The organism is Pseudomonas sp. REP124, assembly GCF_020164475.1.
Lineage (GTDB): Bacteria > Pseudomonadota > Gammaproteobacteria > Pseudomonadales > Pseudomonadaceae > Aquipseudomonas.
Genome location: NZ_JAIQWX010000172.1, coordinates 1 through 11,795 on the forward strand (window position 1 = coordinate 1; position 11,795 = coordinate 11,795).

General features: G+C 60.6%; 13 protein-coding genes. 8 read left to right on the plus strand and 5 right to left on the minus strand.

Annotated features, from left to right (window positions below; translation table 11 throughout):
* Positions 1–27: 27 nt before the first annotated feature.
* Together K9857_RS26700 and K9857_RS26705 are read right to left on the minus strand one after the other, a co-directional pair.
* Positions 28–1,509, minus strand: a complete 1,482-nt coding sequence (locus tag K9857_RS26700) for a methyl-accepting chemotaxis protein (protein ID WP_224540976.1) — start codon at positions 1,507–1,509, stop codon at positions 28–30.
* 205 nt (positions 1,510–1,714) lie between these two features.
* Positions 1,715–2,524 (minus strand): TatD family hydrolase, encoded by an 810-nt coding sequence (locus tag K9857_RS26705; protein WP_224540978.1) that lies wholly within the window; start codon positions 2,522–2,524, stop codon positions 1,715–1,717.
* Between the two features lie 258 nt (positions 2,525–2,782).
* Here K9857_RS26705 and K9857_RS26710 point away from each other — a divergent pair, with 258 nt between their 5' ends.
* From K9857_RS26710 to K9857_RS26740, 7 genes are all read left to right on the plus strand, one after another.
* Positions 2,783–4,201, plus strand: a complete 1,419-nt coding sequence (locus K9857_RS26710; protein ID WP_224541000.1) for a transglycosylase SLT domain-containing protein — start codon at positions 2,783–2,785, stop codon at positions 4,199–4,201.
* Positions 4,202–4,304: 103 nt separating this feature from the next.
* Positions 4,305–4,739 carry a DoxX family protein gene (locus K9857_RS26715; RefSeq protein ID WP_224540980.1) on the plus strand — a complete coding sequence of 145 codons (435 nt, stop codon included), beginning with the start codon at positions 4,305–4,307 and terminating at the stop codon, positions 4,737–4,739.
* Positions 4,740–4,813: 74 nt separating this feature from the next.
* On the plus strand, positions 4,814–5,260 hold the full coding sequence (locus K9857_RS26720; RefSeq protein ID WP_224540982.1) for a glycine zipper domain-containing protein: 447 nt from the start codon (positions 4,814–4,816) through the stop codon (positions 5,258–5,260).
* Positions 5,261–5,329: 69 nt separating this feature from the next.
* On the plus strand, positions 5,330–5,518 hold the full coding sequence (locus tag K9857_RS26725; RefSeq protein WP_224540984.1) for a hypothetical protein: 189 nt from the start codon (positions 5,330–5,332) through the stop codon (positions 5,516–5,518).
* 92 nt (positions 5,519–5,610) lie between these two features.
* Positions 5,611–5,790, plus strand: coding sequence for a hypothetical protein (locus tag K9857_RS26730; RefSeq protein ID WP_224540986.1), 180 nt, complete (start codon positions 5,611–5,613; stop codon positions 5,788–5,790).
* 98 nt (positions 5,791–5,888) lie between these two features.
* Complete coding sequence (locus K9857_RS26735; protein ID WP_224540988.1) at positions 5,889–6,203, plus strand: hypothetical protein; 315 nt, start codon at positions 5,889–5,891, stop codon at positions 6,201–6,203.
* Between the two features lie 263 nt (positions 6,204–6,466).
* Positions 6,467–7,162, plus strand: coding sequence for an HAD-IA family hydrolase (locus tag K9857_RS26740; RefSeq protein WP_224540990.1), 696 nt, complete (start codon positions 6,467–6,469; stop codon positions 7,160–7,162).
* Positions 7,163–7,331: 169 nt separating this feature from the next.
* On the opposite strand, the gene K9857_RS26745 is transcribed toward K9857_RS26740, so the two are convergent.
* The 3 genes from K9857_RS26745 to K9857_RS26755 form a co-directional block, all read right to left on the minus strand.
* Positions 7,332–8,060 carry an aspartate/glutamate racemase family protein gene (locus tag K9857_RS26745; protein WP_224540992.1) on the minus strand — a complete coding sequence of 243 codons (729 nt, stop codon included), beginning with the start codon at positions 8,058–8,060 and terminating at the stop codon, positions 7,332–7,334.
* A 57-nt stretch (positions 8,061–8,117) separates the two neighbouring features.
* Positions 8,118–9,653, minus strand: a complete 1,536-nt coding sequence (locus K9857_RS26750; RefSeq protein WP_224540995.1) for an NCS1 family nucleobase:cation symporter-1 — start codon at positions 9,651–9,653, stop codon at positions 8,118–8,120.
* A gap of 582 nt (positions 9,654–10,235) precedes the next feature.
* Positions 10,236–10,976, minus strand: a complete 741-nt coding sequence (locus K9857_RS26755; protein WP_224540996.1) for a phosphoadenylyl-sulfate reductase — start codon at positions 10,974–10,976, stop codon at positions 10,236–10,238.
* A gap of 163 nt (positions 10,977–11,139) precedes the next feature.
* Between K9857_RS26755 and thrH the strand changes: the two genes are divergently transcribed.
* Positions 11,140–11,757, plus strand: a complete 618-nt coding sequence (gene thrH / locus K9857_RS26760) for a bifunctional phosphoserine phosphatase/homoserine phosphotransferase ThrH (protein WP_224540998.1) — start codon at positions 11,140–11,142, stop codon at positions 11,755–11,757.
* The last annotated feature ends 38 nt before the right edge of the window (positions 11,758–11,795 follow it).

The following is an 11,795-nucleotide window of genomic DNA, read 5'->3' on the forward strand; positions in this document are numbered from 1 at the left end:
GGGAGCGAGCCTGCTCGCGATTGGTCCTTAAAGCTTCAACTGCCCGATCGCCTTGCTCAACTGCCCGGCCAGCTCCGCCAATTCATGACTGGTAGTCGCCGACCCCACCGTCTGCTGCACGGTGTTTTCCGTCACGTCCCGAATGCTCACGACCGCCCGGTTCATCTCTTCCGCGACCTGGCTCTGCTGTTCGGCCGCCACCGCAATCTGTGTATTGCTCTCGCGCATCTGCGCCACCGCCCCGGTGATCTGTTCCAGCGCCGCGCCGGCTTCCTGGGCCTGTTGCACGCAGTCATCGGCCTTGAACGAGCTTTCCTGCATGAAATCCACGGCGTCACGGGTTCCGGCCTGCAATGCCGAAACCATCACGGTGATTTCGTCGGTAGAACTCTGCACCCGCTTGGCGAGGTTGCGCACTTCATCGGCGACCACGGCGAAACCGCGACCCATTTCACCGGCCCGGGCCGCCTCGATCGCGGCATTCAGGGCCAGCAGGTTGGTCTGCTCGGCGATGCTGTGAATCACGTTGACCACGCCATTGATCTTCTGACTGTCTTCGGCCAGACGCTGAATCATCTCCGCAGTCTGCTGCACCCCTGTGGACAACCCGGCAATCGACTTCTGAACGCGCATGACCACCTCCTGCCCGCTGCCGGCCAGGGTGTCGGCCGATTGCGAGAGATCGCGAGTGGCGCCGGCATGTTGAGCGATGTGGTGGACGGTGGCGGTCATTTCATTGATCGCCGTGGCGGCCTGATCGGTTTCGCTCTGCTGGCCGAGCATGCCGTGGCGCACTTCGTTCATGCTCGACGCCAGCCGCGCTGCGCCTTCGTCCAGCTGGCGGGCGGTGTTGGCTACGGTGCTGACCACGCGTTGATAACCGGCCTGCATGGCGTTGAAGGCATTGGCCATTTGTCCGACTTCGTCGCTGCAGGCCAGCGGGACCCGGGCCGAAAGGTCGCCAGTCTTTTCCACATGGAGCATCACGTCTTTCAGGGTATTGAGCTGGCTGAGCAAAAAACGGATCAGCAACTGCGAGGCACCCAGCATCGCCGCCATCAGGATAAATACGGCGACCGCGTAATTGACGAAGCGCTCATCGAACACCTGACTCAGGCTCGGCCCCTGGGCAATCACAGCGACTCGCTGGCCGTCCCCCCGAGTAAATACTTCAGCGCCCAGCAGCAGGTTTTCACCTAACAGTGGTTTCTTGTTGATATCCACCCAGCCGTTGGCGCTGGTCAATTCGGCAATTGGCTGGCCATCGAACACCGGTGCCTGCCCGCGTTCGAACGTCAGAAGCTGGGGAGATTTCGGCAGCGGCTGTCCGGCGGGCCAGGCACCGAGCAATCGAGCTTGAGCCTGGGCCGATGCCTGGGCTGCCTGGTGTCGGGCGTGTTGTTCCAGATGCACGGCGTACAGCACCAGCAACAGCGTGGTGACGAAGGCGACGGCGTTCACCGCCCAGAATTTGTATTTCAGCGAGATGTTGCTAAGCCAGGCACCCATGGAGGTCTTCTCTGATAGCGGAAACAGTTTTGGCAAGGTGCCAGTAGTTTGCCGCTATCCAGCGCTCCGAATGTTGATATGGATCAACATCATATCGATCAACCTGTGGGAGCGGGCTTGCCCGCGATGGCGGTGTATCAGGTTGAGATGTTTCGACTGACACTCCGTCATCGCGGGCAAGCCCGCTCCCACAGGGACGAGGTGGTTATTGAGATATTGTGGGCAACCGGTAGAACGCCCGCGCGCAGGCGGTGGTGTGGGCGGCCAGGTCTTCCAGGGTTTCGCCCCGGTGCAACGCCACCTCACGCAACACTTCCGTCAGATACGCCGGTTCATTGCGCCCATTCTTCGGCTTGGGTCGCAGGCTGCGTGGCAGCAGATAAGGCGCATCGCTCTCCAGCATCAGACGCCCGCGCTTGATCTCCTTCACCAGCGGATGCAGATGAGTCCCCCTGCGCTCGTCGCAGATCCACCCGGTAATGCCGATGTGCAGGTCCATGTCGAGGTAGCTGAACAGCGCTTTCTGTTCCCCGGTGAAGCAGTGCACGACCGCAGCCGGCAGCTGATCGCGGTAATCGCGCAGGATCTCCAGCAGGCGCTGGCTGGCATCACGTTCATGCAGGAACACCGGCATCTGCAGTTCGACCGCCAGCGCCAGATGCTCTTCGAGGACTTTTTCCTGTTGCGGGCGCGGCGAGAAATCGCGGTTGAAATCCAGACCGCATTCGCCCACGGCCACCACGCTGGATTCCTTGAGCAGACCGCGCAGCTGACGGGCGCTTTCGGCGTTCCAGTCGCTGGCGCAGTGGGGGTGAAGGCCGGCGGTGGCGAACAGCCGTTGCCCACTTTCATCCAGTTGCCGACACAGCTCCAGGGCCTGTTCGCTGCCCTCGACACTGGTGCCGGTCAAGACCAATTGGCAGACACCCGCAGCGTAAGCGCGGTCGAGCACCGCCTGGTGTTTGTCGTCGAAACTGGAGTTGGTCAGGTTGACGCCGATATCGATGAGTTGCATGGTGCTACCTCGGACTCAAGGCCGAAAAGCATATCAGAGCTGTAGATTTATAAGAAAAACCAAGAACTACAAGCAGTTATCGCTGTCTTTCAAGCCGTGCCACAGAGCCATGCGCAAAACAGGATGGTCAGAGTGCCATCACTGTGCCAGTCTTTCGCACTTTTTCTGCGCACCTTGCCCTTGATCAATGCGCGCTATTTCTCCCATGTGGTTGCATGTCCGTTCATGCAGTCGACCCGAATTCTTGCCGGAGAGTGGATGATTCGTCCCTCGGTTTTGCTACTGCTGTGCTGTTCGCTGCTGCTGCCGATCTCGGCGCAGGCGCGGCTGCCCGGGCCACTGCAAGCCGTCCCCGCAGCCAAGGTCCGCGACCTGACGGAAATCCGCAGCAGCCGTGTGTTGCGCGTGCTGGTAAATCAGAGCCGCAACAGCTCCGGTGAAGTTCAGGGCCAGCCCATCGGCGTCGAATACCACCGCTTGCGCGCCTTCGAGCAATATCTCAACGGTCACGCCCGCGACGGTCAGGAAATCACCCTCAAGATCATCCCCAAGGGCAAGGATCAACTGCTCGGCGCCCTGCAACGCGGGGAGGGCGACCTGGTCGCGCCGGGTGAATTGCTCGATCTGCGGGCCGGTTACGCCGTCAGCACCAGCGAGCCGATTGCCCGCGACGTGCCGCTGGTGCTGGTTGGCATCAAGGGGGAACGCCGCTATACCCGTCTCGAACAGCTGTCGGGCAAAACCCTGGCGCTGCCCACTGGCAGCGCAGCCGGGGATGCGGTCAGCCAGATCAATCAGAAACTCGCCCTGCACAAATTGCCGCCGGTCATCATCGAATGGGTCGATCCCAGCCTTGCAGTCGAGGATGTGCTGGAAATGGTCCAGGGCGGGATCTTTCACCTGACCATCGTCGAGCAACCGATTGCCGAGCGCTGGGGCAAGATCCTGCCCAAGCTGCGTATCGACCGGCAGGTCCAGATCAGTGATCCGGGCGAGGAATACTGGTTCGTGCGCCGCGATGCGTCGATGCTGCGGGCCAGCATCGATCGCTTCCTCACCGGCTACAAGAAACCCTCGGACCAGGACGCCGCATTCCTGCGCATCTACCGTCGCCTCTATCAAGTGCACTATCCCTTGGCCAAGGCTGACCGCCAGCGCCTGGAAAAACTGCGCCCGGTGCTGCAGAAACACGCCGCTGCCCAGGGCATGGACTGGTTGAATCTGGCGGCGCTGGCGTTCAAGGAATCCGGCCTGCAACCCAAGGCCCGTGGCGGTGGTCCCACCGGCCTGATGCAGATCACGCCGTCGGCGGCCCAGCGGGTCGGGGTCAGCAATATTCAGGATCTCGATAACAATGTGCAGGCCGGGGCCAAATACCTGGCGATGATCCGCAAGAAGTTCTTCGCCAGCCCCAAACTCAACGAGCGCGAGCGCATGGCGTTTGTGCTGGCGGCCTACAACATCGGTCCGGAGCGGGTCCAGGGCATGCGCGCCGAAGCGCGGCGGCGTGGGCTGAATCCCAATCAGTGGTTCTTCCAGGTCGAGCGCATCGCCATGGAGCAGGTGGGGATGGGACCTGTCAGCTATGTTAATAGCGTGAACAAGTACTATCTGGCGTTCGATCGTGAGCGGGAATCGTTGGAGCCCCAAGGGCAAAAGGTCGCCCTACGCAAATAATCGAATAAACTGAACGGTTATAGCGGTTTTTTGCGCTTTTGCTATTTTGTTTACCGATTAATATGGCGCCCAACGAACACACACTCACTATGGATGACACAGCATGAGCACTCTGATCAACAAGGTACTGTTTACCCGCGCTGGCTACGGCCTGACCGTTCTGCGAATTTTCGTCGGCATCATCTTCGCCGCACACGGTTCGCAGAAGCTCTTCGGCGCCTTCGGTGGCTACGGCCTGGCCGGTACTGCTCAATACATGGAAAGCATCGGTCTGGCGCCGGGCTACCTGATGGCGACACTGGCGGGCGGCACCGAATTTTTCGCCGGTCTGGCCCTGATCATTGGCCTGCTGGCGCGCCCTGCGGCGCTGGGCCTGACCTTCCTTTCGCTGGTGGCGATCTTTTCGGTGCATATCAGCAACGGCCTGTTCATGGCCAACAACGGCTACGAATTCGCCCTGGCCTTGCTGGGTGGCAGCATCGCGGTGCTGATTGAAGGTGCGGGCAAGCTGTCGGTGGATCGTGCCATCGCCGGTTGATCAATCGACTTCAGCGAACGTTTTTCCCGATCAAGCCTCAAATCTTTACATCCCTTGAAGATTCGAGGCACACCATGACAGCGAATGCCAAAGGTAAAGAGACTCGACGTTCCCTGATACCGGCCTTGGTTTTTGGGCTGTTGCTTTCACCTCTGGCCATGGCGGGCGATAACGGCTCCGCTGCGGTAGGCGGGGGCCTTGGCGGCGTACTTGGTAACGTCGTCGGTGGCCAGGTCGGAGGCAGTACTGGTGCTGCGGTGGGTGCCGGCGTCGGTGGCGCCGCCGGTAGTGCGGTCGGTGCTCGCAAAGGCAGCCGCACCGAAGCTGCAATCGGCGGTGGCCTGGGTAGCGCCGGCGGTTCGGTGCTAGGCAACAGCCTTGGCGGTTCTACCGGTTCGGCCATTGGTGCAGGTCTTGGTGGTGCAGCCGGTGGTGCGGTCGGCAATAATCTGGGTACCGACAATGACCGCCACTCCGGTGGTCACAAGCACAAGAACAAGCATCGCAACAAACATCATTGATTGTTGCTTTGGTGAGGAGCCAAGGTGAGGGGCTGAACGCTCCTCATCTCCGAATACTCGAGGTGTGTCATGGCTTCGAAAACTGCGGGTAAAACAGAAGATAGTCCAGTCATTGATCCGCTGATCAACGATCCGGGCAATGAAGATCCGGGGTCGCTGATGGACGATGCCACGGTGCCACTCAACGATTCCGATGATGCCGGTGACGTGGGCAATATCGAACTCGAGCATGATCATGAAGACGATAACGACGATTGACCGGTTGTCTGCCCGGCCGAACGTGCGCAACGCGTAATCCTCGAAATGTCAGGGCCTGCCTTTCAGGCTCCTTGTTGCTTGAGAGGTGCGCCATGAACGCTGATCCAAGAGACACCGACGTCGACGAAACCCCCGAATATCCTCTCCCTTCACCTACCGATCCCCTGGATCGCGACCAGCGACCACCCGAGGATGACGCCGGTATCGAGCAGGTGCCCGACGAAGACGTCAGGCGCACCGATGTCGAATCTCCCCCTGACCAACCGAGTTGATGGCCGTTCGCGTCAGATACCGCTTGTCGATTGAGCGGCAACCTTGAAAAGCGCCTGCTGCCAACAGTCAGGTAAGCAGCATTGAAAAGGAGTGCACCATGATCAGGTCAAAAATCACGGCCATGGCAATGGCCGGCTTGATGTCGCTGTGTTCATGGGCGGCGTTTGCCGGCAACGATGCGCCAGTCGACAAGGGCGGAATGCCGCCGTCCACGGAAATGAACGCGGGCTCCGGGCCCGAGAATGCGTTGCCGCCGGGATCGATTGGTGGGGGTAATGGTGGTGATGCCAATGGCAGCAGCACCAGCCCGAAGAAGGAAAGTGGGGTCAAGAGTGAGAAGGGGTCGACGGATAGTGGAACCTCTAGCCAGTCCAAGGATTCGGGCGGTAGCAAAGAGAAGAGCGGCGGATAATCCGCAGGTAATGTGCAGTCTGGTCTGACGCCATCGCGGGCAAGCCCGCTCCCACAGGGTCTTGTTTTGTATATCGGTTTTGAGAACGGCATAAAAACTTGTGGGAGCGGGCTTGCCCGCGATGGCGTCCGTTCATTCAACTCAAATTTTTTGCCCGTTGCCCAGCATCCCCAACGCTCGCTATCCTGCTGAATCCTTTAATCAGCCACCGCGCCGGCCACCCCCGCGCCGCCCCGGATGCCATTGAAAACGGATCAGATGCGATGAATGCAGCGCTGGATGAGTTCGGCCCTATCAAGGCCGTGATTTTCGATATGGACGGCTTGCTGCTGGACACCGAGGGCATCTACACCGAAGTCACCTCCCTGATTGCCGGGCGTTATGGGCGGACCTTCGACTGGAGCATCAAGCAGCACATCATCGGCCGTGGCGCCGGCGACCTGGCCCGTTACGTGGTCGAAGCCCTGGACCTGCCGATTACCGCCGAAGAATTCCTGGTAATCCGCGAGCCGCTGATGCGCGAGCGTTTTCCTACAGCACAAGCGATGCCGGGCGCGCAGGAACTGGTGCGGCATCTGAAGGCCAACAACATTCCCATCGCGGTCGGCACGAGTTCGAGCAGCCATTCGTTCGGCCAGAAAACCACGTTGCACCGTGACTGGTTCGCGCTGTTCGACACCATCGTCACGGCCGACGACCCGGAAGTGGGCGCGGCGAAACCGGCGCCGGATATCTTCCTGACCGCAGCGCGGCGCCTGGGTGTCGAGCCGAAGGATTGCCTGGTGTTCGAGGATTCGCCGTTTGGCGTCACGGCGGCGAAGGCGGCGGGGATGACGGCGATCGCCATTCCGGATGCGGCGATGGCGGACGAGAAGTACGCGCATGCCGATGGGATTTTGCGGACGTTGAAAGCGTTCAGGCCGGCTGCCTTCGGCCTGCCAACCCTCGAATGGGCCTGACGTAAATCCAATTGTGGGAGCGGGCTTGCTCGCGAATGCGGTGTGTCAGGCGACATTGATGTTGGCTGATCCGACGCCTTCGCGAGCAAGCCCGCTCCCACAGGGTTTGTGTAGTGCCAGGACAAACCCTGTAGGAGCGAGGCTTGCCCGCGAAGAACGATAACGCGGTCTACCGGGCAAACCGCTCCGCCCAACCAATGATCCGCTTCGGCCGCGGCGTCGCGTAGGTGCGCACCTTCGAGGTCGACAACCCCAACCGCACCAGCGATTCGGCAATGGTCACCGCCGCCGTCACGCCATCCACCACCGGCACGCCGGTGCGCTGACGAATCTGCTCATCCAGCCCGGCCATGCCGCCGCAGCCCAGGCAAATCACTTCGGCCTTGTCCTGAGTCACCGCCTGCTCCGCCTGATGCACGATGGCCTCCAGCGCGCGTTGCGGCTCGTGTTCCAGTTCCAGCACCGCCAGGCCGCTGGCCCGTACCGAGGCGCAGCGATCCCACAGCCCGGACAGTTTCAGGCGATCCTCAATCAGCGGCACGGTGCGATCCAGGGTGGTGACCACCGAGTAGGCGTGGCCGAGATACATCGCAGTACTCGCCGCCGCATCGGTGATGTCCACAACCGGCACGTTGAGCAACTCTTGCAGGCCTTCGCGACCATGTTCGCCGTAACCGGCCTGAATCACCGCATCGAAAGGCTGATCGTAGGACATCACCCGATCCATCACGGCGATGGCTGCCAGGTAACTTTCGAAATTGCCTTCAACGGAATCGGCGCCGAAGTGCGGCGTCAGGCCGACGATTTCAGTGCCGGGTGAAGCAACGGCCTGCGCCGAGCGGGCGATGGCCTGGGTGATGGATTCGGTGGTGTTGACGTTGACCACGAGAATACGCATGGGAAGTCCTTATAGCGGGGTGGTTCGGCGGCCCGACACTGCCGGGCCGCGATGGAGTCAGTGGCTGACGTTATCGACGGCGATGGATTCACCGCTGACGTCGGCGTAGTGCGGTTCGCGCTTGGCGATGATCAGGTAGAGCATTCCGGCGATGCCGGCGCCGATCAGCCAGGAGAACGGCGAGACCAGATGGAAACCCGGCACCAGTGCCAGAACGATGGCAATCAGAGCTGCGGGAATGAACGCCGCCACGGCGCGCAGATTGACGCCACGGCTGTAGTAATACGCGCCGTTCGGGTCTTCGCTGTACAACTGCGGCACGTTGACCTGGCCTTTTCGCACCAGCCAGTAGTCGACCATGATCACGCCATACAGCGGGCCGAGCAGGGCACCCAGGCCCGACAGGAAGTACACGATCACCAGCGGGCTGTTGTAGAGGTTCCATGGCAGGATCAGCACGGCGATGGTCGCGCTGATCAGGCCGGCGCGGCGGAAGGTCAGGTACTTGGGCGCCAGGTTGCTGAGCACGAAGGCCGGGGCGACGAAGTTGGCCATGATGTTCACCGCCACGGTGACGATCAGGAACGCCAGGCAACCGAGCACCAGGAAGAAGGTGTTGGGGATCGAGGCGATGATCTCGGTCGGGCTCTCGATGATCCGGCCATCGATCTGGAACTGCGCGCCGCACAGCAGGACGGTGATCGCCGCGAACACCAGGATGTTCACCGGCAGGCCCCAGAAATTGCCGATCTTGATCGTCTTGCGGCACGGCGAGGAACGGGCGAAGTCGCAGAAGTTGAGGATCAGCGTGCCGTAGATCGCCAGCCACAGGGCGCCGCCGGCAAAGATGTTGCGCCACATCTCGCCACCGGTCAGCGGTTCGCGGATCGACCAGGCGATGGTCGCGTTGGCCTGGAAGTACATCCAGGCGGCGAGGGCGGCGACGGTCAGCAGAATCACCGGCCCGGCGAACGCCTCGTAGCGCCGCACCATCTCCATGCCGTAGGCGAGGATCGCCAGTTGCACGAACCAGATCGCCACGAAACACACCCAGCCCAAGGTCGACAGACCGAGGATCGAGTTGTGGTCGTATTCGGCGAACCCGGGGTGGATCGCGGTCAACAGCACGCGGAACACCACCGAGGCCAGGTACGTCTGAATCCCGAACCAGGCGATGGCGATCACGGCGCGGATCAACGCAGGAATCTGCGCGCCGTGGATACCGAAACTGATCCGGCTGATCACCGGAAACGGCACACCGGTTTTCTGCCCCATGTAGCCGGACAGGTTCATGAACACATAGACCAGCGCCGCGCCGATACCCAGCGACAGCAGGATCTGCCAGCCGCCCAGGCCCAGGGCGTACAAACCGATGGCAAATGAGTAGTTGGCGATGTTGTGAACGTCGTTGGTCCACAGGGCGAAGATGCTGTATTTGCCCCAACGCCGGCCTTCGACCTTGGTCGGCGCCAGATCGTTGTTATGCAGGCGAGGGCTGAGTACCACGGGGCATTGCTGAGTTTGATCTCGTTGAGTGGAGTGGGAGGAGGGCAGATCCAGCGCAATATTGTTGTTAGAGAGACTTGTACGCATTCCGGCAGGCTCCTGATGTTCGAGGCCGCGATGACTGTGCATGAGCGCAGGGCTCGGCAATCTTCGTCGCGGGTGGCGAGCATCATTGGTTACGGGGCATCTGCAGCCTGTACGGGATAGGGCGCTTCAGGCTTGCGGATCTAAAGTGTTTTTATGTTTTGAGATGATTGTATACAAAACATGTATGCACTAAAGCGAGTTCCATGCCAGTCCTCGAAGCCGAGGCGTGGAGAAGTGATTTCGTTTTGTCATCAGTGGAGGCGCGGGGCGATGAAAATCGTGGTGTACGAGGTGACTGATTGCGCAGGTATTTATTTTTCGGGAGGGGATTTGCGGAAGAGCGGTAGCGGGGGGCGGAAGGGGAAAATGTAACCTTTCAGGGCGCGGAAACAAAAAGTGCACACATAAATGGCACCGATGGTGACATTCGTGTGTACACATTTTGAGGTGCTGGGTTTTCCTGTGGGAGCGAGCCTGCTCGCGATGATTCACGGAACACCACGGGGAGTCAGGCGCTCATCGTCATCGTTGACGACCATCGCGAGCAGGCTCGCTCCCACAGGGGATTGGCGGGTAGGAGGCTTACGCCTTGGATTTGCTGATGATATTCCCCGCATGCAACCCGCATTCTTTCTGAGTCGCTTCTTCCCACCACCAGCGGCCTTCGCGCTCGTGCTGGTTCGGCAGGACCGGGCGGGTGCAGGGTTCGCAGCCGATGCTGATGAAGCCGCGCTCGTGCAGGCTGTTGTACGGCAGTTCGAGCATGCGGATGTAACCCCAGACCTCTTCGCTGGTCATCTGCGCCAGCGGGTTGAACTTGTACAGGGTGCGTTCCGGGGTGGAGAAGGCGGTGTCGATTTCCATCACTGCCACCGCGCTGCGGGTGCCCGGGCTCTGGTCGCGTCGCTGGCCGGTGGCCCAGGCCTTGACGCCGGAGAGCTTGCGGCGCAGCGGCTCGATCTTGCGAATCCCGCAGCATTCGCCATGGCCGTCCTTGTAGAAACTGAACAGGCCTTTTTCCTTCACGAAGGGTTCCAGCTTGGTGTAGTCCGGCGACACCAGTTCGATGTCGATCTTGTAGTGCTCGCGCACCTGATCGATGAAGCGGTAGGTCTCCGGGTGCAGGCGACCGGTGTCGAGGCTGAACACCTTTACGTTCTTGTTGATCTTCCAGGCCATGTCCACCAGCACCACATCCTCGGCGCCGCTGAAAGATATCCACAAGTCATCGCCAAACTCGGCGAACGCGAGTTTCAGGATGTCCTGGGGGGATTTGTTGGCATAGGTCGTGGCGAGTTCCACGACGTCGAACGTTGGGCTCATCAGGGCGGCTTCCTACAGGTCGGTGGCGCTGGGCGCTCTATATGGGGCCGATGGTAACAAAAAGCTGCGTCGGCCGGGGCGTCCTCTGCGTTGCGCGGTGAGGGTGGAGTCGCTAGAGTTCGGCCTCGCTCGACTCAATAAACAATACAAATGGGAGTGTCTTGTGGAAATTGCATGTCTGGATCTGGAAGGTGTATTGGTCCCGGAAATCTGGATCGCCTTCGCTGAAAAAACCGGAATCGAGTCCCTCAGGGCCACCACCCGGGACATTCCCGATTACGACGTATTGATGAAGCAGCGCCTGCGGATTCTCGATGAGCACGGTCTGAAGCTGGCCGACATCCAGGAGGTGATCGCCACCCTCAAGCCGCTGGACGGCGCCATCGAGTTCGTCAACTGGCTGCGCGAGCGCTTCCAGGTGGTGATCCTGTCGGACACCTTCTACGAATTCTCCCAACCGCTGATGCGCCAGCTGGGCTTCCCGACCTTGCTCTGCCACCGTCTGATCACCGATGACACCGGGCGCGTGACCGGCTATCAGCTGCGTCAGAAAGATCCCAAGCGTCAGTCGGTCCTGGCCTTCAAGAGCCTGTACTACCGGGTGATCGCCGCTGGCGACTCCTACAACGACACCACCATGCTGGGCGAGGCGGATGCCGGAATTCTGTTCCACGCGCCGGACAACGTGATCCGCGAATTCCCGCAATTCCCGGCGGTGCACAGTTTTGAGGATTTGAAGCAAGAGTTCATCAAGGCCTCGAACCGGACCCTGTCCCTGTAAACACGATCCCTGTAGGAGCGAGCATGCTCGCGATGGAG

Coding starts and splice junctions, on each gene's coding strand:
- K9857_RS26700 (WP_224540976.1), bottom strand. CDS start 1,509: ATGGGTGCCTGGCTTAGCAACATCTCGCTGAAATACAAATTCTGGGCG.
- K9857_RS26705 (WP_224540978.1), bottom strand. CDS start 2,524: ATGCAACTCATCGATATCGGCGTCAACCTGACCAACTCCAGTTTCGAC.
- K9857_RS26710 (WP_224541000.1), top strand. CDS start 2,783: ATGATTCGTCCCTCGGTTTTGCTACTGCTGTGCTGTTCGCTGCTGCTG.
- K9857_RS26715 (WP_224540980.1), top strand. CDS start 4,305: ATGAGCACTCTGATCAACAAGGTACTGTTTACCCGCGCTGGCTACGGC.
- K9857_RS26720 (WP_224540982.1), top strand. CDS start 4,814: ATGACAGCGAATGCCAAAGGTAAAGAGACTCGACGTTCCCTGATACCG.
- K9857_RS26725 (WP_224540984.1), top strand. CDS start 5,330: ATGGCTTCGAAAACTGCGGGTAAAACAGAAGATAGTCCAGTCATTGAT.
- K9857_RS26730 (WP_224540986.1), top strand. CDS start 5,611: ATGAACGCTGATCCAAGAGACACCGACGTCGACGAAACCCCCGAATAT.
- K9857_RS26735 (WP_224540988.1), top strand. CDS start 5,889: ATGATCAGGTCAAAAATCACGGCCATGGCAATGGCCGGCTTGATGTCG.
- K9857_RS26740 (WP_224540990.1), top strand. CDS start 6,467: ATGAATGCAGCGCTGGATGAGTTCGGCCCTATCAAGGCCGTGATTTTC.
- K9857_RS26745 (WP_224540992.1), bottom strand. CDS start 8,060: ATGCGTATTCTCGTGGTCAACGTCAACACCACCGAATCCATCACCCAG.
- K9857_RS26750 (WP_224540995.1), bottom strand. CDS start 9,653: ATGCGTACAAGTCTCTCTAACAACAATATTGCGCTGGATCTGCCCTCC.
- K9857_RS26755 (WP_224540996.1), bottom strand. CDS start 10,976: ATGAGCCCAACGTTCGACGTCGTGGAACTCGCCACGACCTATGCCAAC.